General features: G+C 70.4%; 27 protein-coding genes and 1 pseudogene. 12 read left to right on the plus strand and 16 right to left on the minus strand.

Features of this window, described 5'->3' with window-relative positions; all coding sequences use genetic code 11:
• Nucleotides 1–85: 85 nt before the first annotated feature.
• Nucleotides 86–829 carry a methyltransferase domain-containing protein gene (locus tag ABGB18_RS15940; RefSeq protein ID WP_347696268.1) on the minus strand — a complete coding sequence of 248 codons (744 nt, stop codon included), beginning with the start codon at nucleotides 827–829 and terminating at the stop codon, nucleotides 86–88.
• A 234-nt stretch (nucleotides 830–1,063) separates the two neighbouring features.
• Between ABGB18_RS15940 and ABGB18_RS15945 the strand changes: the two genes are divergently transcribed.
• From ABGB18_RS15945 to ABGB18_RS15980, 8 genes and pseudogenes are all read left to right on the plus strand, one after another.
• Nucleotides 1,064–1,669, plus strand: a complete 606-nt coding sequence (locus ABGB18_RS15945) for a sigma-70 family RNA polymerase sigma factor (protein ID WP_347696269.1) — start codon at nucleotides 1,064–1,066, stop codon at nucleotides 1,667–1,669.
• A complete protein-coding gene (gene rsrA, locus ABGB18_RS15950; protein ID WP_347696270.1) occupies nucleotides 1,666–1,932 on the plus strand; it encodes a mycothiol system anti-sigma-R factor in 267 nt (88 codons plus the stop codon). Before ABGB18_RS15945 ends, rsrA begins: the two co-directional genes overlap by 4 nt.
• Before the next feature lie 10 nt (nucleotides 1,933–1,942).
• Nucleotides 1,943–2,884 (plus strand): NAD-dependent epimerase/dehydratase family protein, encoded by a 942-nt coding sequence (locus ABGB18_RS15955; RefSeq protein WP_347696271.1) that lies wholly within the window; start codon nucleotides 1,943–1,945, stop codon nucleotides 2,882–2,884.
• A 200-nt stretch (nucleotides 2,885–3,084) separates the two neighbouring features.
• Nucleotides 3,085–4,440, plus strand: a complete 1,356-nt coding sequence (locus ABGB18_RS15960; RefSeq protein ID WP_347696272.1) for an HD-GYP domain-containing protein — start codon at nucleotides 3,085–3,087, stop codon at nucleotides 4,438–4,440.
• Complete coding sequence (locus tag ABGB18_RS15965; RefSeq protein WP_347696273.1) at nucleotides 4,437–5,729, plus strand: HD domain-containing phosphohydrolase; 1,293 nt, start codon at nucleotides 4,437–4,439, stop codon at nucleotides 5,727–5,729. Before ABGB18_RS15960 ends, ABGB18_RS15965 begins: the two co-directional genes overlap by 4 nt.
• A gap of 44 nt (nucleotides 5,730–5,773) precedes the next feature.
• Nucleotides 5,774–6,001 (plus strand): annotated as a pseudogene (locus ABGB18_RS15970) (biotin carboxylase); the annotation flags it as partial.
• Nucleotides 6,002–6,009: 8 nt separating this feature from the next.
• Nucleotides 6,010–6,279: a hypothetical protein gene (locus ABGB18_RS15975; RefSeq protein ID WP_347696274.1), complete on the plus strand. Its 270-nt coding sequence runs from the start codon at nucleotides 6,010–6,012 to the stop codon at nucleotides 6,277–6,279.
• A gap of 36 nt (nucleotides 6,280–6,315) precedes the next feature.
• Nucleotides 6,316–6,528, plus strand: coding sequence for a biotin/lipoyl-binding carrier protein (locus tag ABGB18_RS15980; RefSeq protein WP_347696275.1), 213 nt, complete (start codon nucleotides 6,316–6,318; stop codon nucleotides 6,526–6,528).
• 18 nt (nucleotides 6,529–6,546) lie between these two features.
• On the opposite strand, the gene ABGB18_RS15985 is transcribed toward ABGB18_RS15980, so the two are convergent.
• Entirely contained in the window at nucleotides 6,547–6,927 is a 381-nt protein-coding gene (locus ABGB18_RS15985; protein WP_347696276.1) for a thioesterase family protein, read from the minus strand.
• 235 nt (nucleotides 6,928–7,162) lie between these two features.
• On the opposite strand from ABGB18_RS15985, the gene ABGB18_RS15990 reads away from it, so the two are divergent.
• Nucleotides 7,163–8,743 carry a protein kinase gene (locus tag ABGB18_RS15990; RefSeq protein WP_347696277.1) on the plus strand — a complete coding sequence of 527 codons (1,581 nt, stop codon included), beginning with the start codon at nucleotides 7,163–7,165 and terminating at the stop codon, nucleotides 8,741–8,743.
• Nucleotides 8,744–8,747: 4 nt separating this feature from the next.
• Here the strand turns inward: ABGB18_RS15990 and ABGB18_RS15995 are convergent, their stop codons facing one another.
• The 6 genes from ABGB18_RS15995 to ABGB18_RS16020 all read right to left on the minus strand — a co-directional run bounded on the left by ABGB18_RS15995 (nucleotide 8,748) and on the right by ABGB18_RS16020 (nucleotide 14,717).
• Nucleotides 8,748–10,394 (minus strand): acetolactate synthase, encoded by a 1,647-nt coding sequence (locus tag ABGB18_RS15995; protein WP_347696278.1) that lies wholly within the window; start codon nucleotides 10,392–10,394, stop codon nucleotides 8,748–8,750.
• Nucleotides 10,395–10,433: 39 nt separating this feature from the next.
• A complete protein-coding gene (locus ABGB18_RS16000) occupies nucleotides 10,434–11,219 on the minus strand; it encodes a DUF4097 family beta strand repeat-containing protein (RefSeq protein ID WP_347696279.1) in 786 nt (261 codons plus the stop codon).
• Nucleotides 11,216–11,872 (minus strand): response regulator transcription factor, encoded by a 657-nt coding sequence (locus tag ABGB18_RS16005; RefSeq protein WP_347696280.1) that lies wholly within the window; start codon nucleotides 11,870–11,872, stop codon nucleotides 11,216–11,218. Before ABGB18_RS16005 ends, ABGB18_RS16000 begins: the two co-directional genes overlap by 4 nt.
• Nucleotides 11,863–13,023 carry a sensor histidine kinase gene (locus ABGB18_RS16010; protein ID WP_347696281.1) on the minus strand — a complete coding sequence of 387 codons (1,161 nt, stop codon included), beginning with the start codon at nucleotides 13,021–13,023 and terminating at the stop codon, nucleotides 11,863–11,865. Before ABGB18_RS16010 ends, ABGB18_RS16005 begins: the two co-directional genes overlap by 10 nt.
• Nucleotides 13,024–13,100: 77 nt before the next feature.
• The gene (gene bioD / locus ABGB18_RS16015; protein ID WP_347696282.1) at nucleotides 13,101–13,811 is read right to left on the minus strand and encodes a dethiobiotin synthase; all 711 of its coding nucleotides are present in this window, start codon (nucleotides 13,809–13,811) and stop codon (nucleotides 13,101–13,103) included.
• 186 nt (nucleotides 13,812–13,997) lie between these two features.
• On the minus strand, nucleotides 13,998–14,717 hold the full coding sequence (locus tag ABGB18_RS16020; RefSeq protein WP_347696283.1) for a GntR family transcriptional regulator: 720 nt from the start codon (nucleotides 14,715–14,717) through the stop codon (nucleotides 13,998–14,000).
• 445 nt (nucleotides 14,718–15,162) lie between these two features.
• On the opposite strand from ABGB18_RS16020, the gene ABGB18_RS16025 reads away from it, so the two are divergent.
• Nucleotides 15,163–16,638: a histidine kinase N-terminal domain-containing protein gene (locus ABGB18_RS16025; RefSeq protein ID WP_347696284.1), complete on the plus strand. Its 1,476-nt coding sequence runs from the start codon at nucleotides 15,163–15,165 to the stop codon at nucleotides 16,636–16,638.
• 23 nt (nucleotides 16,639–16,661) lie between these two features.
• Here ABGB18_RS16025 and ABGB18_RS16030 read toward each other — a convergent pair whose 3' ends face one another.
• Together ABGB18_RS16030 and ABGB18_RS16035 are read right to left on the minus strand one after the other, a co-directional pair.
• Entirely contained in the window at nucleotides 16,662–16,916 is a 255-nt protein-coding gene (locus ABGB18_RS16030) for a WhiB family transcriptional regulator (protein WP_347696285.1), read from the minus strand.
• 274 nt (nucleotides 16,917–17,190) lie between these two features.
• The gene (locus ABGB18_RS16035; RefSeq protein ID WP_347696286.1) at nucleotides 17,191–18,159 is read right to left on the minus strand and encodes a diacylglycerol kinase family protein; all 969 of its coding nucleotides are present in this window, start codon (nucleotides 18,157–18,159) and stop codon (nucleotides 17,191–17,193) included.
• A gap of 89 nt (nucleotides 18,160–18,248) precedes the next feature.
• On the opposite strand from ABGB18_RS16035, the gene ABGB18_RS16040 reads away from it, so the two are divergent.
• Nucleotides 18,249–18,632, plus strand: coding sequence for a hypothetical protein (locus ABGB18_RS16040; RefSeq protein WP_347696287.1), 384 nt, complete (start codon nucleotides 18,249–18,251; stop codon nucleotides 18,630–18,632).
• Nucleotides 18,633–18,648: 16 nt separating this feature from the next.
• Here ABGB18_RS16040 and ABGB18_RS16045 read toward each other — a convergent pair whose 3' ends face one another.
• The 3 genes from ABGB18_RS16045 to sodN form a co-directional block, all read right to left on the minus strand.
• Complete coding sequence (locus ABGB18_RS16045; protein ID WP_171074665.1) at nucleotides 18,649–19,428, minus strand: RNA polymerase sigma factor SigF; 780 nt, start codon at nucleotides 19,426–19,428, stop codon at nucleotides 18,649–18,651.
• A 17-nt stretch (nucleotides 19,429–19,445) separates the two neighbouring features.
• Nucleotides 19,446–19,880 carry an anti-sigma factor gene (locus tag ABGB18_RS16050; RefSeq protein ID WP_347696288.1) on the minus strand — a complete coding sequence of 145 codons (435 nt, stop codon included), beginning with the start codon at nucleotides 19,878–19,880 and terminating at the stop codon, nucleotides 19,446–19,448.
• 129 nt (nucleotides 19,881–20,009) lie between these two features.
• Nucleotides 20,010–20,411 (minus strand): superoxide dismutase, Ni, encoded by a 402-nt coding sequence (gene sodN / locus ABGB18_RS16055; RefSeq protein WP_217370137.1) that lies wholly within the window; start codon nucleotides 20,409–20,411, stop codon nucleotides 20,010–20,012.
• A gap of 89 nt (nucleotides 20,412–20,500) precedes the next feature.
• Between sodN and ABGB18_RS16060 the strand changes: the two genes are divergently transcribed.
• Nucleotides 20,501–20,812 (plus strand): S24 family peptidase, encoded by a 312-nt coding sequence (locus tag ABGB18_RS16060; RefSeq protein WP_347696289.1) that lies wholly within the window; start codon nucleotides 20,501–20,503, stop codon nucleotides 20,810–20,812.
• Here the strand turns inward: ABGB18_RS16060 and ABGB18_RS16065 are convergent.
• From ABGB18_RS16065 to ABGB18_RS16075, 3 genes are all read right to left on the minus strand, one after another.
• Nucleotides 20,809–21,231, minus strand: a complete 423-nt coding sequence (locus ABGB18_RS16065) for a CGNR zinc finger domain-containing protein (protein ID WP_347696290.1) — start codon at nucleotides 21,229–21,231, stop codon at nucleotides 20,809–20,811. The two genes, ABGB18_RS16060 and ABGB18_RS16065, sit on opposite strands and share 4 nt — an antisense overlap.
• 199 nt (nucleotides 21,232–21,430) lie before the next feature.
• Complete coding sequence (locus tag ABGB18_RS16070) at nucleotides 21,431–22,174, minus strand: amino acid ABC transporter ATP-binding protein (RefSeq protein ID WP_347696602.1); 744 nt, start codon at nucleotides 22,172–22,174, stop codon at nucleotides 21,431–21,433.
• Complete coding sequence (locus ABGB18_RS16075) at nucleotides 22,174–23,001, minus strand: amino acid ABC transporter permease (RefSeq protein WP_347696291.1); 828 nt, start codon at nucleotides 22,999–23,001, stop codon at nucleotides 22,174–22,176. The genes ABGB18_RS16070 and ABGB18_RS16075 overlap by 1 nt, the downstream gene beginning before the upstream one ends.
• Between the last annotated feature and the right edge of the window lie 2 nt (nucleotides 23,002–23,003).

Below are 23,003 nucleotides of genomic sequence, written 5' to 3' on the forward strand. Positions count from 1 at the left end.
CAGCCCTCGCGGGCGCCCGTCGTCAGGACGCCTGCCGTCAAGGGCGCCCGCCGTTCAGAGCGCCTGCCATCAAGAGCGCCCGCGGTCAGGCGCTTTTGCGGGCGCTGGCCACCAGGTGGATGCCGACTGTGTCGTCGTCGTCCGGATGGGCCTCGAGTTCGGTGCGGACCAGCCAGGTCAGTGACCGGGTGTCCGACCCGAGCACGTGGTCGACCGTGGACGGCGACAGCACCGTACGCGGCCGCACCCACTCCACTTCCAGCCCGGCGCCCATCAGCAGCTCGCGCAACTGGCCGCTGCTGAAGCACCGGGTGATGCTGCCGTCCGGCCACGGCACCAGCATGACCTCGCCCGTCTGGCGCAGGTGCTGCCACTGCTCCTGCTCGGCCAGGATGGCCATGCCCAGCACCAGCGAGTCGACGCACACCAGCGCCCGCCCGCCCGGCCGCAGCACCCTGGCCACGTCGTTCATCGCCGACTCCGCCATGAGCTCGATCGACATGGCGCGCTCCTCGGCCAGCACCGCGTCCACGCTCGCGTCCGGCAGGAAGGCCAGGTCGTCGGCGCGTATGTGACGCACCCGGTCGGCGTCCCGCAGGCGGGACTGCGCGTCCACCGTCCTGCGGAAGTCAAGCACCTCGATCACGCGGTGCCCCGCCCTGGAGGCCTGGCCGGACCATCGCCCGCGGCCGCCGGAGAGATCGAGGATCACGGAGGGCTCACCGGGGAGCCAGCGGTTCAGTTGCTCGGCGGCGACGGCGCGGTAGAAGGTCCAGTACGGCCCGAGCGTCCCTGAGCCGTTCAGTTCCTCGGCCGGAATGGGCAGCACACGCGACTCCTGAGTTCCGGAAAAAGGGCTACCAGCCGGTACGTATGGACGTTCCCCGCACCGGGTCCTTCGTACCTTCTATCTTGCGGGAACAGACAAGGGCGCGGGTGTGTTGCGACGAGCATGCTCACATTGCTCAGACCCCAGCCCGCCGAACACCAGGTCGGCGGCCAGCGGGTATCCTCCCCTGAGTACGGTGTTCCGCCACAGCCGGCCACCGGTGATCTTAGGGGGGTGGGTCCGGTGCCCGCGACAGGCGCGGAGACGCTGGAGCAGCGAAGCGAGCGATTCGAGCGCGACGTCATGCCGTATCTCGATCAGCTCTACTCCGCGGCGCTCCGGATGACCCGGAATCCCGCGGACGCGGAGGACCTGCTGCAGGAGACCTTCGCCAAGGCGTTCGCGTCCTTCCACCAGTTCCAGCAGGGCACCAACCTCAAGGCGTGGCTCTACCGGATCCTGACCAACACTTTCATCAACAGTTACCGCAAGAAGCAGCGCGAGCCGAAGCAGTCGGGCACCGAGGAGATCGAGGACTGGCAGCTCGCGCGGGCCGAGTCCCACACCTCGAGCGGCCTGAAGTCCGCCGAGGTGGAGGCGCTGGAGCACCTGCCTGACGGGGACATCAAGCAGGCGCTCGCCGTGCTGCCCGAGGAGTTCAGGATCGCGGTCTACCTGGCCGACGTCGAAGGCTTCCCCTACAAGGAGATCGCCGACATCATGAACACTCCGATCGGCACGGTGATGTCGAGGCTGCACAGAGGACGCAGGCAGCTCCGGGGCCTCCTTGAGGATTACGCTCGCGAGCGCGGTCTGGTCCCGGCGGAGGGATCGAAATGAGCTGTGGCAACCCGCACGACACGGACTGTCGCGAGGTGCTCGACAAGGTCTACGCCTATCTCGACGGTGAGCTGACCGAGGGCGATGTGGTCGAGATCCGCGTGCACCTCGACGAGTGCGGCCCGTGCCTGCAGGAATATGACCTGGACAAGGCGATCAAGGCGCTCGTGGCCAAGCACTGCGGTTGCGATCCGGTGCCCGCCGACCTCCGTTCCAAGGTGCTGGCGCGTATCGCGCGGGTGAGGGCCGAGCTGGCGGACTAGGATTCTGCCCATGCGCGTGTTGATCACCGGGGGCGCCGGGTTCATCGGTTCGAATCTTGTCGATCGCCTACTGGCCGACGGCCATGAGGTCGATGTGGTGGACGACCTCTCCACAGGGAGCAGGGACAACCTGGAGCAGGCGGTGGCCGACGACCGGTTCAGGCTGCACGCGCTCGACATCCGCGATCCCGCGCTGGGCGGCCTGTTCGCCGAGCGGCAGCCGGAGGTCGTCTGCCACCTGGCCGCGCAGATCAGCGTGCGAAAGAGTGTCAGCGACCCGGTGCACGACGCCAGGATCAACGTGGAGGGCACCGTGGCCGTGCTGGCCGCCGCCCGGGCGGGGCACACGCGCAAGGTGGTGTTCGCCTCCTCCGTGGCCGTCTACGGCCGGTCGGTGACCATCCCCGTGCCGGGTGACGCCGTGCCCGAGCCGCGATCCCCGTACGCCGCGTCCAAGCTGAGCGGCGAGACCTACCTTGCCACGTTCCGCGCCCTCTACGGCATCGAATACACCACGCTGGTGCTCTCCAACGTCTACGGCCCGCGGCAGTCGCCCGAGGGCGAGGCGGGAGTGGTGGCGATCTTCGCCGACTCCCTGCTCAACGGCACGCCCACGGTCCTCTACGGCGACGGCACGCAGACCCGCGACTACGTCTTCGTCGATGACGTCGTGGACGGCTTCGTCCGGGCGTGCGGCGGCCGGGGCGACGGCCGCCGCTTCAACCTCGGCACCGGCATCCAGACCACCGACCGGCGGCTGCACTCGCTCATCGCCGACGTCGCGGGCGCCCAGGACAAGCCGGGGTTCGCGCCGCCGCGCGTGGGCGACCTGCCTGCGATGGCGGTGGATCCGGTGCCCGCCCACGACGGGCTCGGCTGGGAGCCGCGCACCGACCTGCCGACCGGGTTGAAGAAGACCGTCGAATGGACCAGGAGCCGTCGCGCCAGGTAGTTGCTTGATTACGCTTTGCTTGCGATTTCCCACTCGGCCCATACGACCACCTCGTCTTCTGTAGCGTGAACCCCAGAAATCGACGTGGAGGCATGTGGATGTTGAAGGTTACGGCCGCCCGGGTGCCCGCCGCCATCGCGCTGATCGGCGGAGCGGCGCCTCGCGGGGTGTCCTGGACCTGAACACCGTAGGGGGCCGCAATGCGTGATCTGCCGTGGCCTGCGAGGGTCTATCTGGTCGTCGTGATCGGGGTGGCGACCGCGCTCATCGTAGGCAACGTGATCACTTCCGGCGCGCCCGTGGCGCCGTCGGATCTTGACGTGCTGCTGGTGCTCGCCCTGCTGTTCCTGGTGTGCGAGTCGATGCCGACGCTGCTCAACGTGGAGCAGTTCGCGGTGTCGGTGAGCTTCTCCGCCTCGCTCGCCGCCGTGGTGCTGATCGGCCCCGACGGCGCCGCGCTGGTGGGGCTCACCGCGGTGCTGAGCGTGCGCCCGGGGCTGCCGCTGATCAAACGGCTGTTCAACGGCGCCCAGTTCGCCATCTGCGGCTACGCGGCCGGCTGGGTCTACCAGGCGCTCGACGGCAAGGTCGGAGTGCCGCAGGTCAACGCCTTCGACGACCTCATCGGCCCGTACGCCGCGGCCACCGGCGTCTTCGTGCCGCTCAACATCGTGCTCACGCTGACCATGGTCGCGCTGGCCACCCGGGTCGGGGCGACCGACGTGCCACTGCGCGGGATGGTGCAGTTCCTGCTGTCCTACCTCGGCTACGGCACGTTCGGGCTGCTGGTGGCCGGGCTCTGGGCGACCGTGCAGTCGATCTCGGCGGTGCTGGTGCTGCTGCCGCTGTTCGTGGCCCGGTGGGCGTTCGGCCAGTATCACGCGCAGCAGCGCTCCTACGACGCCACCATCGCCGCGCTCTGCCAGGCCGTGGAGACCAAGGACTACTACACCAGGGGCCACTGCACGCGCGTCTCGCTCGCCTCCTCCATGATCGCCCAGGAGATCGGCATGGGCCTGGAGCGGGTGCGGGCCATCCGCTACGCGGGCATGCTGCACGACGTGGGCAAGCTCGGTGTGCCCACCAAGGTGCTGCAGAAGAACGGGCCGCTCACCGAGGAGGAGTTCGCCGCGATCCAGCTCCATCCGATGCGCGGCCTGGAGATCGTGCGTGGCATCGGCTTCCTCGACGAGGCGTACGCCGGGATCATGCACCACCACGAGCGCCACGACGGCACCGGCTACCCGATGGGGCTCGCCGGTGACGAGATCCCCGAGTTCGCCAAGGTCATCGCCGTGGCCGACGCGTTCGACTCGATGACCTCCGACCGCTCCTACCGTGGTGCCAGGCCCGTCGGCGAGGCGGTGGACGAGCTGCGCAAGAGCGCCGGCACCCACTTCGACCCGGTCATGGTCGCCGCCTTCATCCGAGCGCTCGATCGCGAGCCATGGCAGCCCCCGCGCCGCGTCGACCCGCCGCCGCCGGACGCCGCCGAGGCGCCGATCAAGGACCACGACGACCCGACGATGCCCATCGAGGTCGTGAGCGGGCCATGATCACCACAGAGCGCGTCAGGCGTCCCGAACGCTCGCTGAACACGGTCCTGCGCCGGCTCGACTCCGGCCAGTTGCTGCTCATCTGCGCGGCCGGGCTGGTCGCCGTGGCGGGGATCGCGCACACGACCGCCGTCGGGCTCGACCGCCCGGAGATCGCCGTCGGGTTCGGGGCGCTCATCGCGATCGGCGAGCTGGCCAGGCTGACCATGCCGGGCAACAGGGAGGTCGCGCCCATCGGCGCCGCCGCCGCGCTCGGCTACACGCTGTTGCTCGACCTCAGCCAGAACCAGCTCCACCACACCGCGCTGCAGGTCGTCGCCGTGATCGCGGTCGGCATGCTGGCGGGGGCGCTCCCGCACCTGGCCGTGGGCCGGCCGCCGCGCCTGGACGCGATGGCCCGGCGGCTGCTCACCGGCGCGTTGCTGGCCTTCGCCTTCCGGCCGCTGGCCGATCCGCTCTACAAGCTCACCATGCCGCCGACCAGCACCTGGTGGCCCGCGCTCGCGGTGATGGTCACGCTCATCGCGATCACCTTGCTGATCGACGTGCTGATCGCCGCGCTGCTGCGGGCCGAGCAGGTGCGCACCGCGTTCCGGGTGGCGGTGCGCGACGAGATCAACATGGCGTTCCCGCTGGGCGCCGCCGTGGCCTCCTCCGGCGTGCTGCTCGCGCTGGCCACGCACAGCATGGACCTGGTCGCGCTGCTGGTGTTCGCCGCGCCGCTGCTCGTCACGCAGGTGGCCTTCCGCAAATACGCCGGGATCCGCGCCACCTACCTGCAGACCGTACGCGCCCTGTCGCGGGTCACGGAGGTCGGCGGCTACGTCGAGCCCGGCCACTCGCGCCGGGTGAGCCGCCTGGCCGTGGCCATCGGCAGGGAGCTGGGCATGGCCGAGCCCGAGCTGCTGGAGCTCGAATACGCCGCGCTGATGCACGACATCGGCCAGCTCTCGCTGCGCGACCCGATCCCCGGCGGCGCGACCGTGCTCGCCGAGCCGGAGCAGGCCCGGCGCATCGCCGAGCTGGGTGCCGAGGTGATCAGGCAGACCGGGGTGCTGGACCGGGTGGCCGAGGTGGTCAGGCGGCAGTGCGACCCGATCACCGACGACCCGCCGCTGTCGAGCCGGATCATCAAGGTGGCCAATGCCTACGACGACCTGGTGGGGCCGTCGACCGACCGTGACCGGGCCGGGGCGGCGCTGGAGCGCATCCGGCTGTCCAGCGGCGGCGCGTACGATCCCCATGCGATCGAGGCGCTCACCCGGGTGGTCGACCGCGGCCGCGTCTGAGGGGTACAAGCCGGTTCTCCGGCGACGCGCTCGACGGGCCCGCCGTGCTGGTCGAGCGCTACATCGAGCGGGCCCGCCACGTCGAGGTACAGATACTCGGCCTGCCCGACGGCCGGGTCCTGGCGGTGGGCGAGCGCGGCTGCTCGGTGCGGCGGCGCCACCAGAAGGTCGTCGAGGAGTCGCCGTCCCCCGGCATCACCCCCGAGCTGCGCGAGCGCCTGCTGGCCGCGGCCGTACGCGCCGGCGAGGCCGTCGGCTACCTCGGCGCGGGCACCGTCGAGTGCCTGGTCGACGTCGGCGAGCAGGACTTCGTGTTCCTGGAGATGAACAGGGCAACACGGTCACCCCGTTCTACGACCCGCTGCTGGCCAAGCTCTGCGGCCTCGGGGAGAGCAGGGCCGAGGCGCTGGACGGGGCGGTCGAGGCGGTCGCCGGGTTCAGCGTGGCGGGACCCGAGAGCAATCTGCCATTCTGTGCGGAGCCGCTGGAGAACGCGGAGTTTCGCGGCGGCGACTACGACACGGTCCTGGTCGCGCGGATGCGCTCCTAGGCGGATCGTTGGAACACGGGAAGAGGAGAGCCCTCGATGGCCGAGGTACGCGCGGAGATGGTGGCGAACGTGTGGCAGGTCGTCGTCCGCGAGGGCGACACCGTGTCCGACGGCGACACGCTGGTCATCCTCGAGTCGATGAAGATGGAGATCCCGGTGATCGTCGAGGAGGACGGGGTGGTGGCGCAGCTCAAGGTGACCGAGGGGGACGTGATCAAGGAGGGCGACCTGATCGCCGTCATCGAGTGACGGACGGCGCCCGGGTCGTCAGCGGGTGGCGCGGGCGAGGAACGTGGCACGGTCGACCACCACCCGTTCGATGGTGCCCTTGCCGACGACGGTGCGCCGGTCATGGGCCTCGAAGGCGAAGATCAGCCGTCGGCCGTCCACCTCGGTCAGCTCCACACCCACCTGGACGTGGGTGCCCAGCGGGCTGGCGGCCAGGTGATCGAGCTCGACCCGGGTGCCGACGGAGGTCTGGCCTGGCTCGAGGTGACGCTCGACGGCCCGGACGGTGGCCGTCTCGGCCAGCGCGAGCAACCGGGGCGTGGCGAGGACGGGAACGTCTCCGCTGCCGATCTTCTTCGCGGTGTCCTCCATTTCGACCATGATGAGCAACTGGGCGCGGAGCCCCGGAACGAGCGTCATGGGGATCAGCCTACTAACGCCAGGCTGAGTTCCTGGAAACGCGGACAAGTGCTGAAGGAAGGCCCCAGGATAGGGTGTATACGGCTTGAGGCTTTTGAGTGGCATGTGAGACTAGTGAGTCGTACACTCTCTGGGTTCCGTGACCACTGTGTTACCTCACCGCGACAAAAGTTCGCTTTGTTGGAGAATCGCGGGGTGGGAGAGGTTATCGAGATAGGGGGGTAGCGGGGGAGTCATGGTGGCCCAAGGGACGACGCTGGCGGGGCGGTATCGGCTGGATACCCGCATCGGCGCCGGTGGCATGGGTGAGGTGTGGCGCGGCGAGGACATCGTGCTGGCGCGCACCGTCGCCGTGAAAGTGCTTCTTCCCGGCCGTATGGAGGACCCCGGGTTCGTCGCTCGCTTTCAGGGGGAAGCCAGGGCGATGGCCACGATCAATCACTCCGGCGTCGTCGACGTTTATGACTACGGCGTAAGCGGCGACACCGTCTACCTGGTGATGAAGTTCGTGGACGGCGAACCGCTCGACCGGCTGCTGGCCCGGCTGGGCAGGATCCCGCCGCAGGCCGCCATGGAGTTGATCGCGCAGGCCGCGTCGGCGCTGCAGGCCGTACACGACCGGGGAATCGTGCACCGGGACGTCAAGCCGGGCAACCTGCTCGTGCAGCGCGACGGCACGCTGGTGCTGACCGACTTCGGCATCGCGCGCTCCGACATGGCCAACCGGCTGACCGACGCCGGCATGGTGCTCGGCACCGCGGCGTACTGCGCGCCCGAGCAGGCCGAGGGCGCGCCTGTGACGCCCGCGGTGGACATCTACGCGCTCGGCGTGGTCGCGTACGAGTGCCTGGTGGGTCAGCGGCCCTTCGACGGCGACAGCGCGGTCACGATCGCGCTCAAGCACATCCGTGAGGCTCCGCCGCCGCTGCCCGCCGAGATCCCGCCGGCGGTCCGTACGCTGGTGGAGATCGCGCTGTCGAAGGATCCGGCGCGGCGATACCCGACGGCCAAGGCCATGAGCGAGGCGGCCAGGGCCATCGCCAACGGCCAGGAGGTGCCCGCTCCGCAGATGATGCCCACCACGGGGGCCACGATGGCGCCGCCGGCGGAGGCGTACCGGACGGGGGCGCACCAGCAGCAACGTCCGTCGGAGGAGACCACGGCGGTGGTCGACCGGCGTGGCGGCGGGCGGCGCGGCACCAAGGCGCCGCGCAGGACCGGGCTGGTCGCGGGCATCGCCGCGGTGGTGGTGCTCGGAGTGGGTGCCGGGGCTGTCGCGCTGACGGGCATGACGCCCGCCGCCCCGCCGACGCCCTCGCCCACGGACAAACCCCCCGTGGTCAAGACGACCGAGTCCAAACCCCCGCCCAGGGAGACCGAAGAGCCGACGGTCGAGCCCACGACGCCTGATCCCGAGCCGGCGACCACCAGGCCGCCGCGGCCCAAGCCGACGGAGGAGGACGAGCCGGACAAGCCGGATAAGACGGCCTCCCCATCGCCGACGGTCACGAAGCCCACCAGGACGCCCACCCCCACGGTCACGCCGACCGTCAAGAAGGTGCAGGTGCCCGCGGTGGTCGGAATGCCGTTCCTGGACGGGCAGGACAAGGTCGCGGCGGTCGAGCTCCAGCCGGAGCCCGTCGACCAGACCAGCACCACCAACGGCCTCTCCTGCGGCAAGATCCTGGAGACGGTGCCGGCCGCGGGGAAGTGGTTGGCGAAGGGCTCGACGGTGAAGCTGATCGTCATCGACGGGATGTGCCCCTCGGACACGCCGCCCTCGGACGACCCCACCCCGACCGTTTCGTCCAGGTAATAGGTCAGACCCCCGTCGTGTTGCGGGGGTAGGCGATCTGCGGGTCGGTGGCGATGTTCACCATGTACGGGATGCCGGAGTCGAACGCCCTGCGCAACGCGGGGCCGATCTCCGACGGCTTGGTGACCAGCTCGCCGCCGCCCCCCAGCGCGGTCACGACCTGGTCGTAGCGGCACTGCGGTTGCAGCTCCGCGGCCACGTCGTAGCCGTACAGGAGCTGCATGGGGTGCTTCTCCAGGCCCCAGATGCCGTTGTTGCCGCAGATCATGACGACGGGGAGCCGGTGGCGTACGAGGGTGTCGACGTCCATCAGCGAGAACCCGGCGGCGCCGTCGCCGAGCAGCAGCACCACCTGCGAGGAGGGCCGGGCCAGGCGGGCGGCGACGGAGTAGCCGAGGCCGGTGCCGAGGCAGCCGTACGGGCCCGGGTCGAGCCAGTTGCCCGGCTGCTTCGGCTCGACGTATTTGCCCGCGTAGGAGACGAAGTCTCCGCCGTCGCCGATCACCACGGCGTCGTCGGACAGCACCTTGGCCAGCTCGCCGTAGACGCGCATGGGGTGGATCGGGTCGGAGTCAGCGGCCAGCAGCCCGGCGTCGCCCGCGATGGCCGCCGCGGCCGTCTCGGCGAGCTTCGACACCCACGAGGCGTGTCTCTCCGGCTTGACCCCCGCCTCCCCGCAGGCCGTGCCGAGGCTCCAGAACACCACCGACAGGTCGCCCGCCGCCGACGCGGCCGGCTGCATGTGCGTGGTGAGCTGCGACGGCGCGTCGGCGATGTGCACCACCCGGGCGAGCGGCGCGTCGTCCTTGCCACCGAACCAGCCGTAGCCGAGCCGGAAGTCCAGCGGCGTGCCCACCACGATCACCAGGTCGGCCTGGGCGAAGGCGAGGCCGCGGGCGCGGGTGACCAGCAGCTCGTGTCCCGAGGGCAGGATGCCGCGGCCCTGGCCGTTGGGGATGACCGGCAACCGCCACGTTTCGGCGAAGTCGCGGGCGGCCTCCTCGGCGCGGTCCATCCACACGTCGGAGCCGTAGACCAGCACCGGGCGCTCGGCCTCGGCCAGCAGCCGCGCGATGGCGGCCAGGTCGTCGGGGTCGGGCTCCAGCGGCGAGGGCGTCTGCGTACGCGCCTCGTGCGACGGCGACGGGGCGAACAAGTGGTCCATGTAGAAGTCGAGGAAGACCGGGCCGCGGTGCGGCGCGATGGCCGTGCGGAAGGCCAGCTCCACGTCCTGGCCGATCGAGTCGGCGCCGGTGGCGGTGAACGCCAGCTTGGTGATCGGTTCGAGCAGCGGCGGGTGGTCCAGCTCCTGCAGGGCGCCGCTGCCCCAGCGCGACCTGGGCGCCCGGCCGCCCATGACGACCACCGGCGAGCCGTTGAAGTGCGCCGTGGCCACGCCGCTGACGCCGTTGGTGATGCCCGGGCCCGCGGTCAGCACGGCCAGCCCGGGCCTCCTGGTCAACCTGGCCGTCGCCTCGGCGGCGAAGACCGCGCTCTGCTCGTGGCGTACGTCGAGGATGCGCATGCTCTCGTGCACCGCACCGTCGTAGAGGGGGAAGACATGCCCCCCCGACAGGGTGAACATGGTCTCGACGCCATAGGCCTTGGACACGGTGACGGCGGCGTCACCGGCGTGCTTCGCAGACTCCATGCCGGGAACTTACCAACCGGTCACAAGAGTAAACAGATTTCAAGGGCGGGGTCCCGCGCTCACCGTGACCAGGCCCCTGGGGGCCGCCGCGGTGATCTTCCGGGCCGACCGGCTGTCCCTGTTGACGTCGACGGTGCCGTTGGCGGCCGCCACCGCCACGTCGTAGGGGAGGTCCGGCACGGTCACGTCGACGTTGCCCGACGTCCTGACCACCGCCCTGACCTCCATCGGCGGCTGCCGGAACCGCAACCGCACGTTTCCCGAGCCGACCTCCACGTCGGCCTGGTAGCCGTTGAGCCCCTCGGCCGTGACGTCACCGGTGCCGTTTCTGGCCCAGACGGCGCCGGCGACGTCATGGACGTAGATGTCGCCGGAGAGGGAGGTCAGGCGCAGGCCGCCGAAGAGGCGGTTGACGTTGAGCGCGCCGGAGGTCGTGGCGGCCTCGACGCGGGTCTCCGGCGGCACGAACAACGTGTAGTCGGCCACGCAGAGAGGGCCGTCCGGCTGGTCGGAGTGGTGGCAGACCGCTTCGAGCCGCAGGGTCCCGCTGTGCTCCTCCCAGGTCTCCGTGATCGTCGGCCGGTCCGCCGACCAGCGCAGCGCCCGGAAGACGAGCATCTCACCGGCCTCGCCCGGCTCGACGAACAGATTGACCTGGCCCTGGCCCACCTGGATCCGCACCTCGTCCCTGGTGAAGGGGATGATCCGCCCCCGCCGGTCCACCGGCGGGGTGCCGTCGGCGAACAGGCTCCAGAGCAAGCCCGTGGACAGCACCAGCGCGACCACCGTCGCCACGGCGCCGCCCGCCAGCCACGCGGCCCTCATGGCAGGCTCCTGATCTTGAGGAACTGCAGCACCGCCAGCACCCGCCGGTGATCGCCCTCCGCGGGGGACAGGTCGAGCTTGGCGAAGATGTTGCCGATGTGCTTGCCCACCGCCCCCTCGCTGAGCACGAGTGCCTGGCCGATGCCGGCGTTGGAGCGGCCCTCCGCCATCAGCTTGAGCACCTCGTGCTCGCGGGGGGTCAGGCGTTCGAGCGGGTCGCTGTTGCCGCGCAGCAGGAGCTGGGCGACCACCTCCGGGTCGAGCGCGGTGCCGCCCGAGGCCACCCGGCGCAGCGCGTCGATGAACTCGGCCACGTCCGCCACCCGGTCCTTGAGCAGGTAGCCGACGCCACCGGTCGCGGCGGAGGCCAGGAGCTGGGCCGCGTAGCGCTCCTCGACGTATTGGGAGAGCACCAGGACCGCCAGCGTCGGCTGACGGCGGCGCAGCACGAGCGCGGCCCGCAGGCCCTCGTCGGTGTGCGTGGGCGGCATCCTGACGTCCGTGACGACCAACTCGGGACCGTGCACCTCGACCGCCCGCAGCAGCCCCTCGGCCTCGTCCACGGCCGCCACCACCTCCATGCCGGCCGCGTCCAGGAGCCGGACCAGGCCCTCGCGCAGCAGCACCGAGTCTTCGGCGAGCACTACTCGCACGGCAGCTCCACCTCGATCGTCGTGGGCCCGCCGAGCGGGCTGGACAGCTTGAGCGACCCGTCCACCGAGTCGATGCGCTGGACCAGGCCGCGCAGGCCGGTGCCGCCGTCCAGCCGGGCGCCGCCGCGGCCGTCGTCGTGGACGAGCAAGTGCAGGCGGTCTCGCTCGCGCCGCACGTTCACCTCGGCCCGGCCGGCGGCGGCGTGCTTGGCGATGTTGGTCAGTGCTTCGGACACGATGAAGAACGCCACCGCCTCGATGGTCGGGCTGGCACGCCGCTCCATGTCGACGCGCAGCTTGACGGGAAAGGGGGCCCGGGCGGCGACGCCGGAGAGCGCCGCGTCCAGGCCCTGGTCGTTGAGCACGGCCGGATGCAGCCCGCGTACGAAGTCGCGCAGCTCCTTGAGCGCCTGCTTCGCCTCCTCGTGCGCCTGCTCGATCGCCTCGCGGGCCGGCTCCGGCAGGTCGGTCAGGGTGGCCCTGGCCAGGCCGAGGTTCATGGCGAGGGAGACGAGCCGCTGCTGGGCGCCGTCGTGCAGGTCGCGCTCGATCCTGCGGCGCTCGGCGTCGGCCGCGTCGATCACGCCCGCCCGGCTCTCGGTCAGGGTCTCGATCCGCTGGCCCAGCTCGGAACGGCTGGGCCCGAGCAGTGTGCGGGCCACCGACAGGTCCAGCGCCGCCATGCCGCGGGCCAGGACCGGCGCGAGCATCAGCAGCGCCGCACCGATCACGACGTAGGCGGTCACTATTTTGTTGTTCCGCAGATCGAACATGAACTCCAGCGGCGGCGGCTGGAGCTTCGGCGCCAGGAACGCCAGCAGCCCCACCACCGCCCCGCCCCACGACACCGCCACCAGGAAAGCCCCCACCGCGCTCACCAGCGGGGACAGCAGGTGGTAGCCGATCTGCCGCCACGTGGCCGCCCTGCGCCAGTGGCTCGGGGAGAGCACGGGCGGGATGCGTGCCCCGAGGAACGCCTCGAACCTCGACCGCTGCACCCTGGTGAAGCGCGGCACGCCGCGCCGCAGCAGGGGCGGCGCCACGGCCAGGACGAGCGTCAGCCCGCCGAGCAGCACGGCGACCGGCAGCCCGATCATCAGGTGGGCCGTGTCGAGCCAGGCGCGTGCCGACCACGGGCGGGGGACCCTCATGCTTCAACGGTATTGAGCGGCACGGAGGACGCGAAATGGGTTTGGCGTGCTGATCGGTGGTAGGGCTAGCCCCACCGTCACAGCGCCGCCTTGAACCGGGCGGCATCGAACGCGCCCCCCAGCACGGCCCCCAGCCCCTGGTGCGCCACCTCGGCGAACGCGTCCCTGCCGAGCCCGACCGCCCCCTCGGGCATGACACCGGCCAGCGGTCGCGCGGCCAGCATCTCAAGATCGCACACGCAGCTCCGCTCGACGACGCCGGGCTCGCGGGGCCAGCGTCCGATGACGATCCCCGCCGGCTCCAGCCCTCGGTTCGCCAGCGCCTCAAGGGTGAGCGCGGTGTGATTGACCGTCCCCCGCCCGGCCCCGACCACGACGAGCACCTGTGCACCCAGCGACCGGGCGAGATCGCCGATGGTCCCGCCATCCTCGTCGAACCGTTCCAGCAGCCCGCCGGTCCCCTCCACGACCACCAGCCGGTTGCTCTCGGCCAGCTCCGCCACGAACCGGGCCACCTCGGCCAGGGACACCGGTGGCACCCCGGCGACCCGCGCGGCCGCGGCGGGGGGAAGACCCTCCGCGAACCGGCGCACCTCGAATGTCGTGGTGACGCCGGACAGCCGGATCACCTGGTCCACATCCCCGGCCTCACCGGGCGCCACCCCGGTCTGCGCGGGCTTGACCACGGCGACGCTGGACCCACGCCCCAGGGCCAGCGTGGCGAGCGCCGCCGTCACCACGGTCTTGCCCACCCCGGCATCGGTGCCGGTGACAACGAGGACGCTCATGATCTCAGCCTAGGTCCGCGACGCTCGTGATCTCACTTGAGGCCCGCTCACCCGGCGGAGGTCGCGGTGCCGGCGTCCACGCGGTTCAGCTCCATGCGGATGACCTCGGCCTGCCCGCCGATCGACGTGTGCGCCCGGATCATCGCGATCGGTATGGCCGAGCCGAGCCGGGCCGGTCGGCGCGCGCTACGGCCTGCGCAGGCGGGTGACGAACTTGTAGCGGTCGCCCCGGTAGAGGGACTGGGCCCACTCGACGGGGTTCCCGTCGGCGTCGAAGGCGTGCCGGGTGAGCAGCAGCATCGGCAGGCCGACGTCCACGCCGAGGGCTTTGGCGTCGTACGGGGTGGCGAGGACCGTCTCGATGATCTCCTCGGCGTCCGTGAGCCGCACGTTGTAGGCGTTGTGCAGCGTCTCGTACAGCGACGCGTGCACCTCCAGCTCCCGCCGCAACCGCGGGAAGCGGCGCGCGGACAGGTGGGTGGTGTCGATCGAGACCGGCTCCCCGTTGGCCAGCCGCAGGCGGTGGATGCGCAGCACCCGCCCGCCGGGGTTGATGGCCAGGCGGCGCGCCAGCGCCTCGTCGGCGGTGATGTAGCCGATCTCCAGGATCTTGGTGTCCGGCTCCAGCCCGGCGGTGCGCAGGTCCCCGATGTACGAGGTGAGCTGCAGCACCTGCGCCACCTTCGGCTGGGCCACGAAGGTGCCCTTGCCCTGGATGCGCAGCAGCCGCCCCTCCACCACCAGCTCCGTCAGCGCCTGTCTGACGGTGGTGCGGGAGGTCTCGAAACGTACGGCCAGCGTGCGCTCCGGCGGCAGCGCGGTGCCCGGAGCGAGGGTCTTGGTGAGCTCGAGCACGCTGCGTTTGACGTCGTAGTACTTCGGTACGCGGGGGTTGTCGTCGGTCACGCGCTCACCTTCACTTCTGCCACGGCGGTGAGGGCGTGTCTGATCACCGCGAGATCATCGGAACTCACTTTGGCCCGAGCGGTCAACCGCGGACCCGGGCGAACGGCCGGCACCGAGCGCGTGCGGCCCCTGGCACGCGTGGGTCCGGGCAGCTCAGGTTGATTGTGAAGGATATCGACAGCAGCGCACCCGATCACAACCGAGGCCCCAACGCGCACCGTGTCGCCCGTATGGATCACCTCCGGACTGCCCGGCACAGTCGTACCCGCGGATCTGAGCGCATTCGACTGTGTGATGGTTCTCACAATATGAGATCTCGGGAAAAGACCAGTTGGGCGGACGATGACAAATCCGGCTTCACTGCGCGCCCGCGCGGACGCCCGGCACGTCCGCGCGGGCGCGGGCCGGTTTGGATGTCACGGGGGTAAGCACGCATGATGCAGTCGTGCCGACTCTCAGCGACCTGGTCGCCCGCCACACCGCACTCGACGAAGCCGACCTCGACTGGCTGCACTCGCTCGTCTCCGACTGGCAGCTGCTGGCCGACCTGTCCTTCGCCGATCTCATCCTGTGGGCACCGCTGCTGGGGGAGAACGGCTGGATCGCCATCGCCCAGATGCGTCCGACGACGGGCCCCACGGTCTACCACGACGACATCGTCGGCAGCATCGCCGCCAAGGGCGAGCGCCAGCTCATCGACACCGCGTGGCACGAGCGCCGCATCTGCCGTGAGGGCGACCCCGACTGGTCCACCGGCGTGCCGGTGCGCGAGGAGACGATCCCGGTGCGCCGGGCCGTGGAGGGCGGCGAGGGGCGCTTCCTGGCCGTGATCCAGCGCTCCACCAACCTCTCCTCCGCGCGTACGCCCTCCCGCCTGGAGCTGACCTACCTGCAGAGCGCCTCCGACCTGGCGCAGATGGTGGCCGAGGGCCGCTTCCCGTTCTCCGGTGAGGAGCCGATCCTGGTCCGCTCGCCGCGCGTCGGCGACGGCCTGCTCAGGCTCGACCGGGCCGGTCGCGTCACGTACGCCTCCCCCAACGCCCTGTCCGCCTACCGCAGGCTCGGCCTGCACGCCGACCTGGTGGGGGCCGAGCTGGGCCGGGTCACCGCGACGCTGTGCTATTCCGACGAGCCGATCAACGAAGATCTCATGATCGTGGCCAGCGGCCGGGCGGCCAAGGAGACCGAGGTCGAGTCCGGCGGCACGACCGTGCAGCTCAGGGCCATCCCGCTGATCGTCGGCGGCGGGCGCATCGGCGCGCTGGTGCTCATCAGGGACGTGACGGAGCTGCGCAGGCGCGAGCGCGAGCTGATGACCAAGGACGCCACCATCCGCGAGATCCACCACCGGGTGAAGAACAACCTGCAGACCGTGGCCGCCCTGCTCAGGCTGCAGGCCAGGCGGTTGCAGGTGCCCGAGGGACGGGAGGCGCTGGAGGAGGCGGTACGCCGGGTGGGGTCGATCGCGATCGTGCACGAGACCCTCTCTCATGCACCGGAGGAGTTCGTGGACTTCGACGAGATCGCCGACCGGGTCATCGCGATGGCCGGCGAGGTGTCGGCGGCCGAGGCGGCCGTCATGCCGCGGCGGGTCGGGGAGTTCGGCGTGCTGCCCTCGCTCATCGCCACGCCGCTGGCCATGGCACTGACCGAGCTGCTGCAGAACGCGCTGCAACACGGGCGGCCCAAGCACCTGGAGGTGCTGGTCGAATCGGCGCTCGACCGGCTGAAGGTCATCGTCAGGGACGACGGCCGTGGCCTGCCCCACGGCTTCGACCTCGACAGCTCCACCAGCCTGGGACTGCAGATCGTCCGTACGCTGGTGGAAGGGGAATTGTCCGGCCGGCTGTCCATCGAGCCGCGCCTGGAGGGCGGCACGGAGGTCACCCTGTCGATCCCGCTTCCGCTCCCGGCGACCTGACCAGGCCGGTCGCTCCGGTGGGGTCAGGCAGTGGCGCGGGCTCGGGCACGGGCGGAGCGACGCTTGAGCGCGCGGCGCTCGTCCTCACTCAGGCCGCCCCACACACCGGCGTCCTGGCCGGACTCCAGCGCCCACTTCAGGCACGCCTCGATGGCCGAGCAGGAACGGCAGACCTGCTTGGCCTCCTCGATCTGCATGAGCGCGGGGCCGGAGTTGCCTATCGGGAAGAACAGCTCGGGGTCCACGTCACGGCAGGCAGCTCTGTGGCGCCAGTCCATGCGTCCACTCCTTAGTAGATGGAGCCTCTGGTCGGCTCCGTGCGGCTACTACTTTGTGAAGACTTTCACTAACCTGTGCGAACAAGAACCCGGATCCTGTAAGGACCGGGCCTCCCCGCTGACGTCTGGAGGGACCCTTGGGGTTGTTAAAGGTCCTACGTTCCGACGTCAGTGTTGAGCCTGTCAGCCACGCTGAGTGCACGCAAGAGGGTTGACGGGAAGTTTTGGCTGTTATGGCTGTCGGATGCGTCACACAATGACCGAATGTAACTACCTAGACCAAAACTTGTAATGCGTTCGGTGTAGACCGGAATGTTACGGTTTCGCGTTCGCCCAGGTAGTCGCCGTCCAGTTGGAAGGCCACCGGCCGGTCGGCGGTGAGCGTGAATTCGGCCTCGTCGTGGAGCTGGACCAGGTGCCGGCCGGACGGAAGGGCATCACTCTGCGTGAGAATGTGCCGGATGACCGAAGCGACCTGGATCGCACCCATGCGCCGCAGCCCCAGCAGATCGAGCCCGGTCTCGAAACTGGCCCACGGGGTCGGGGTCACCGGCTTGGTCCCCACATAAGTCCACGGGGATGTGTTGGTGATGATCGCCATGAACACCCCGTCGGCGGCCGGGATCCCCGGGCCCGTCAGGCGCATCGCAGGATGCCGCTTGTCCGTGGCCAGATAGTGCCGTAGAGCGGTGTTCACATACCGCGTGGGGGTAGCCTTACGCCCGCTGCCCCGCAGGCCCTCCACGGCCCGTACGACCTCGGCGTCGTATCCCATTCCCGAGCAGAACGTGAAATAGCGGCTCTCCCCCTCCCAGAGGGCCTGCCCCAGGCCCACGGTCCTGCGCCGGCCCTCCCTGATCGCCTCCAGGACGGCCCCCGTGGACTCCACCGGGTCGTTCGGCAACCCCAGCGCGCGGGCGAAGACGTTGGCGCTGCCACCGGGGATCACGACGAGCGCGGGCCGGCCGGCGCTCGGGTCGTCGCCCGGCGGCGGGGCCTCGCCGCCGTCGACCGGGTTGAGCAGCCCGTTGACGGTCTCGTTGATCGTCCCGTCGCCACCGAGCACCGCGACCACGTCGTATCCCTTGGCGCGCGCGGTGGCGGCCAGCGCCGCCGCGTGGCCCCGGTAGCGGGTCTCCTCGACGGAGAGGTCCACGGCCGCGCCGAGCGCGCGGATCAGCACGTCGCGCGTACGGCCGTTCGTGGTGGTGGCCGTGGGATTGACCAGCAGCATTGCGCGCATAACGCCAGCGTAGCCAATGATCGTTGTCGGCTTATCGGCCGAACGTCCTATTTCCCGCTTCCCGCGCCGAGCGCAGTAGGGTACGGGGCGTGAACCATCGTCCGCTGACTCTGGTCATCGCCGCCGCCGTCGTCGCCCTGGAGGGCCTGACCGCGCTCGGGCTCGGCCTCTTCGTCGGGGTCGAGTCCCTGATGGGATCCCCGGCCGATCTGATGACCGCCCTCGCGGAGGCGGTGTTCGGGATGCTGATCGGCGCCGGACTGCTCTGGGTGGCCCTCGGCGGGCTGTTCAGGGTGGAGCGGTGGGGGAGGTCGCCCGCCGTGCTGGCCCAGATCTTCATGCTGCCCGTCGCCGTCACGCTCATCAACTCGGGCCAGCCACAGCTCGGCATCCCGCTGATCGTGGTCGCCGTGGCCGGCCTGGCGGCCCTGCTGGCGCCCCCCACCACCCACGCCCTCTACGGCGACGGATAGCCGTCCGGCCGCCTCGCTAGTCGTCCGCGGTCAGGCCCTCGCGCAGCTGGGCAAGGGTGCGGGCGAGCAGGCGCGAGACGTGCATCTGCGAGATGCCGAGCTCGGTGGCGATCTGCGACTGCGTCATGTTGCCGAAGAAACGCAGCAACAGGATGCGCTTCTCGCGCGGCGGCAGGCGCTCCAGCAGAGGCTTGAGCGACTCGCGGTATTCGACGCCCTCGAGCGACTCGTCCACGATGCCGAGCGAGTCGGACACCGCGGGGGCGTCGTCGTCGCCGGAGTCGGGCGCGTCGAGCGAGACGGTCGAGTAGGCGTTGGCCGACTCCAGCCCCTCCAGCACCTCCTCCTCGGTCATCTTGAGGTAGGAGGCCAGCTCGGCCACGGTCGGCGCCCGGCCCTCGCGCTGCGACAGATCGCTTATCGCCTTGGTCAGCGAGAGCTTGAGCTCCTGGAGCCGGCGCGGCACGCGCACGGCCCAGCCCTTGTCGCGGAAGTGGCGCTTGATCTCGCCGACGATGGTGGGCGTGGCATAGGTGGAGAACTCCACGCCGCGGTTGAGGTCGAACCGGTCGATGGACTTGATCAGCCCGATGGTGGCGACCTGGGTCAGGTCGTCGAGCCACTCACCCCGGTTGCGAAAGCGGCGGGCCAGATATTCGACCAGGGGAAGGTGGAGCTCGACCAGCTCGTCCCTGATGCGCTGGCGACGCGGCTCCTCGGGGCCCAGCTCGGCCAGCTCGGCGAAGAGCATCCGGGCCCGCACCCGGTCGGGCACGGCGTGTTCGCTGGTGGCCATGGCTCCAGTCCTTTCCGTCACGCCGGCCTCGCCGCGCCTCGGCGCTTACGCAGGACGATCGCCATCGTGTCGGGGGAGCCGGGCGAGGGCGCCACCGCGTCCACCTCATCCGCCAGGGCGGTGAGCACCATCCAGGCGAAGTCGTCTCGCTTGGGCGCGGAACTGCCGACCGTCGCCACCTCCACGCTGACCTGCATCTCGTGCCCGGTCAGCTCGAACTCGGCGGTCAGGTCGGTGCCGGGCACCGCTTCGCTCAGCAGCATGGCGCACGCCTCGTCGACCGCGATCCGCAGATCCTCGATCTCGTCGAGCGTGAAGTCCAGCCGCGCCGCCAGCCCGGCGGTGGCCGTACGCAGCACAGACAGGTAAGCGCTTGCGGCGGGGAGCCTGATGCTCACCACGTCGCGGATGCCCGCCACGCCCTCCGCGCGCGTCTCGGTTTCCTCGGTCACGTTCCTCCTCGCGGTATCCGACGCCAACTGCAACTTACCGCCCCTGAGCGGTGGTTGGACGAATCAGACTCGCCAACAACGGAAAAGGCTCTGTGCGGTCCCTGACCGCACAGAGCCTTTTGTGCCGATTTAGGCGGCCTTGGTCTCCCAGAAGATCTTCGAGATCTCGTCGATCTTGCCCAGCAGATCCTCCGCCTTGGCGACGTCGACCGTGCCCTTGGCGCCCGCGGCGCCGGCGAGCTTTGTGGCGTCCCAGAAGAGCTGGTGGAGCTGCGGGTACTGCTCGAGGTGCGGCGGCTTGAAGTAGTCGGTCCACAGCACCCACAGGTGGTGCTTGACCAGCTCGGCCCGCTCCTCCTTGATGGTCAGCGCGCGGGCGCGGAAGACCGGGTCCTCGTTGCCGGCGTACTTCTCCATGATCGCCTTGACCGACTCCGCCTCGATGCGGGCCTGGGCGGGGTCGTAAACCCCACAGGGCAGGTCGCAGTGTGCGGAAGCGACATGCTTGGGTCGTAGCAGTCGTGCGAGCATCAGAAAGTCCTTCCTTGATGCTGATTCAGCTTGGTCCACAACCGACCTTACTCGGGTCCGAACACCTGCGGAGTGGGGGGTCACAGCCCATGAGAGTGCGTGTCGAGGGCGATTCCATGCGTCCCGCACTGGTTCCGGGGGACTGGCTGCTGGTACGGCGGGGAGCCGTCGTGCATCCGGGCGACCTCGTGGTGGCCCGGCTCCCCGGAGATCCCGATCGGCTCATCGTGAAACGGGCGCAATGGCACGGTGCGGACGGATGGTGGCTGGAGAGCGACAACCAGCGGGCCAGCGGGCGGCGCGACAGCTGGGATTTCGGCCCGGTCCACGACATCGTGGGGCGTGTGGTCCTGCGCTACTGGCCCCTGCTGCGCCGGCGGCGGCGCAAGAACCGGGGCTAGGCGCCCTCGCGCCGGCGGGCGCGGTAGGCGGCGACGTTGGCACGGCTGGCGCAGCGGGCCGAGCAGTAGCGGCGCGAGCGGTTGGAGGAGGTGTCCAGGAAGGCCTGCCCGCAGTGCGGCTCCCGGCACCGGCCCAGCCGGTCCGCGCCCAGCTCGGCGACGACCGCGGCCAGGCCCATCACGGCGCCGGCGGCGACGTCCTCGGCCAGGTGCAGGTGCCAGTGGCCGTCGTGGTCCGTGAGCTGGGGGCGTACGGGATAGAGCACGAGGAGGGCGTTGAGGAGCCCGGCCACGGCCTGGCCGGAGCCGGCCGCGTCGAACACCGCGGCCAGTTCGTCACGCAGCCGCCTGAGCTCGGGCGGCGGGTCGGGATCGTTGGCCAGCCGGACCGCCCACTCGGCGTAAGAGGTCAGGTCCATGCGGATCTATTACACCAGAACGGCGGGGCCGGGGGGTGTCGCGGCGTCGCGGCACGGAGGGGCGGCCCGGCCGAGGCGGGGACGGCTGGTTTTGCGATGGAAGGGCAGCCCCCGCCGAGGCGGGGAGGGCGGCGGCGAGGGCGGCGGCGGGGGCGGCGGCGGGGGTGGTGGCCGGGGCGTGGCCCCCGCCGCCGTGCGGCTATCCCTCGGGGTGGAGGACGCGGTGCAGGAACGCGCGGGTGCGTTCCTGCCGCGGGTCGCCGATCACCTGGTCCGCGTTGCCGTCCTCGACGACGACGCCGCCGTCCATGAACACCACCCGTTCGGCCACCTCGCGGGCGAAGCCCATCTCATGGGTGACCACGAGCATGGTCATCCCCTCCTCGGCCAGCTTGCGCATGACGGCGAGCACGTCGCCGACCAGCTCGGGGTCGAGCGCCGAGGTGGGCTCGTCGAACAGCATCAGGTCCGGGTTCATGGCCAGCGCCCTGGCGATGGCCACCCGCTGCTGCTGACCGCCCGAGAGCTGCCCGGGCAGGGAGTGGCACTTTTCGCCGACGCCGACCTTGTCCAGATTTTCCCTGGCGATGGTCTCGGCTTCGCCCTTGCTCCGCTTCAGCACCCGCTGCTGCGCGATCATCACGTTCTGCAGCGCGCTCATGTGCGGGAACAGGTTGAACTGCTGGAACACCATGCCGATGTGCCGGCGTACGGCGTCGATGTCCACGTCGGGGTGCGTGACCTCGACGCCCTTGACGTAGACCCGGCCCCTGGTGGGTCTCTCCAGCATGTTCACGCAGCGCAGCAGCGTGGACTTGCCCGAGCCCGACGGGCCGATGACGCAGACCACCTGGCCCGGGTCGACCGTCAGGTCGATGCCCCTGAGCACCTCGTTCTTGCCGAAGTGCTTGTGCAGGTCCTGCAGTTCTATCGCGTGCGTCATCATCCGACCCTCCGCTTGCGTCCCTCCAGCCGGGAGGCAAGGTATCCCAGCGGAATCGTGACGATCAGGTACGTCACGCCGGCGACCATGATGGGCGTGGCGTTGGCGTACTGGGAGGCCAGGTCGTTGCCGAACTTGGCCAGCTCGACGTACTCGCCCGAGACGCCGAGGAACAGCACCAGCGAGGAGTCCTTGAGCAGGGCGACGAACTGGTTGGTGGTCGGCGGGATGACCATCCGTACGGCCTGCGGGATCACCACGGTGACCTGGGCCCGGGTGGCGGACATGCCGAGCGACCTGGCCGCCTCGGTCTGCCCCTTGGGCACCGCCTGCAGCCCGGCGCGGAAGACCTCCGCCTGGTAGGCCGCCCCGACCAGGCCCAGCCCCAGGATGCCCTGGCCGTACGTGCCGCCGGGCACCTGGAACCCGGGCAGCGCCAGGGGCAGGAACGTGATCATCAGGAAGATCAGCAGCGCCGGCAGGCCGCGGAAGATCTCGACGTAGACGATCGCGACCCAGCGGTAGGGCCGGACCTGCGAGAGCCGCATGAGAGCGAGCAGCAGGCCCAGCACGAACGAGAAGGCGAACCCGCCGACCGCGTAGATGACCGTGTTCCGCAGTGCGATCGTGAACAGGTCGGGCAGCGCCGCCGAGGCCACGTCGGGCTTGGCGAAGTTCTGCGCCAGGCTGCCCCAGTCGGCGTACAGCACGAGCGCGATGAGCGCGACGGCCAGGACGACGTACTGGACGCCCCGGCTGATCTGCTGCTTCTTCCGAGGGCTGAGCCCGCTGCGGGCGGGCTCGGCCGTCTTCGGCTGGTCGGCCATGG

Source organism: Nonomuraea sp. B12E4 (assembly GCF_039871825.1).
Classification (GTDB): Bacteria; Actinomycetota; Actinomycetes; order Streptosporangiales; family Streptosporangiaceae; genus Nonomuraea.

Bases quoted from the DNA above. Each gene is read 5' to 3' on its own strand.
- rsrA (WP_347696270.1), top strand. From the start codon at position 1,666: ATGAGCTGTGGCAACCCGCACGACACGGACTGTCGCGAGGTGCTCGAC.
- bioD (WP_347696282.1), bottom strand. From the start codon at position 13,811: ATGAGCGTCCTCGTTGTCACCGGCACCGATGCCGGGGTGGGCAAGACC.
- ABGB18_RS15955 (WP_347696271.1), top strand. From the start codon at position 1,943: ATGCGCGTGTTGATCACCGGGGGCGCCGGGTTCATCGGTTCGAATCTT.
- ABGB18_RS15980 (WP_347696275.1), top strand. From the start codon at position 6,316: ATGGCCGAGGTACGCGCGGAGATGGTGGCGAACGTGTGGCAGGTCGTC.
- ABGB18_RS16000 (WP_347696279.1), bottom strand. From the start codon at position 11,219: ATGAGGGCCGCGTGGCTGGCGGGCGGCGCCGTGGCGACGGTGGTCGCG.
- ABGB18_RS16060 (WP_347696289.1), top strand. From the start codon at position 20,501: ATGAGAGTGCGTGTCGAGGGCGATTCCATGCGTCCCGCACTGGTTCCG.
- ABGB18_RS15985 (WP_347696276.1), bottom strand. From the start codon at position 6,927: ATGACGCTCGTTCCGGGGCTCCGCGCCCAGTTGCTCATCATGGTCGAA.
- ABGB18_RS15990 (WP_347696277.1), top strand. From the start codon at position 7,163: ATGGTGGCCCAAGGGACGACGCTGGCGGGGCGGTATCGGCTGGATACC.
- ABGB18_RS16035 (WP_347696286.1), bottom strand. From the start codon at position 18,159: ATGCGCGCAATGCTGCTGGTCAATCCCACGGCCACCACCACGAACGGC.
- ABGB18_RS16070 (WP_347696602.1), bottom strand. From the start codon at position 22,174: ATGACGCACGCGATAGAACTGCAGGACCTGCACAAGCACTTCGGCAAG.
- ABGB18_RS16010 (WP_347696281.1), bottom strand. From the start codon at position 13,023: ATGAGGGTCCCCCGCCCGTGGTCGGCACGCGCCTGGCTCGACACGGCC.
- ABGB18_RS16045 (WP_171074665.1), bottom strand. From the start codon at position 19,428: ATGGCCACCAGCGAACACGCCGTGCCCGACCGGGTGCGGGCCCGGATG.
- ABGB18_RS16030 (WP_347696285.1), bottom strand. From the start codon at position 16,916: ATGGACTGGCGCCACAGAGCTGCCTGCCGTGACGTGGACCCCGAGCTG.
- ABGB18_RS16075 (WP_347696291.1), bottom strand. From the start codon at position 23,001: ATGGCCGACCAGCCGAAGACGGCCGAGCCCGCCCGCAGCGGGCTCAGC.
- ABGB18_RS16065 (WP_347696290.1), bottom strand. From the start codon at position 21,231: ATGGACCTGACCTCTTACGCCGAGTGGGCGGTCCGGCTGGCCAACGAT.
- sodN (WP_217370137.1), bottom strand. From the start codon at position 20,411: ATGCTCGCACGACTGCTACGACCCAAGCATGTCGCTTCCGCACACTGC.
- ABGB18_RS15960 (WP_347696272.1), top strand. From the start codon at position 3,085: ATGCGTGATCTGCCGTGGCCTGCGAGGGTCTATCTGGTCGTCGTGATC.
- ABGB18_RS15965 (WP_347696273.1), top strand. From the start codon at position 4,437: ATGATCACCACAGAGCGCGTCAGGCGTCCCGAACGCTCGCTGAACACG.
- ABGB18_RS15995 (WP_347696278.1), bottom strand. From the start codon at position 10,394: ATGGAGTCTGCGAAGCACGCCGGTGACGCCGCCGTCACCGTGTCCAAG.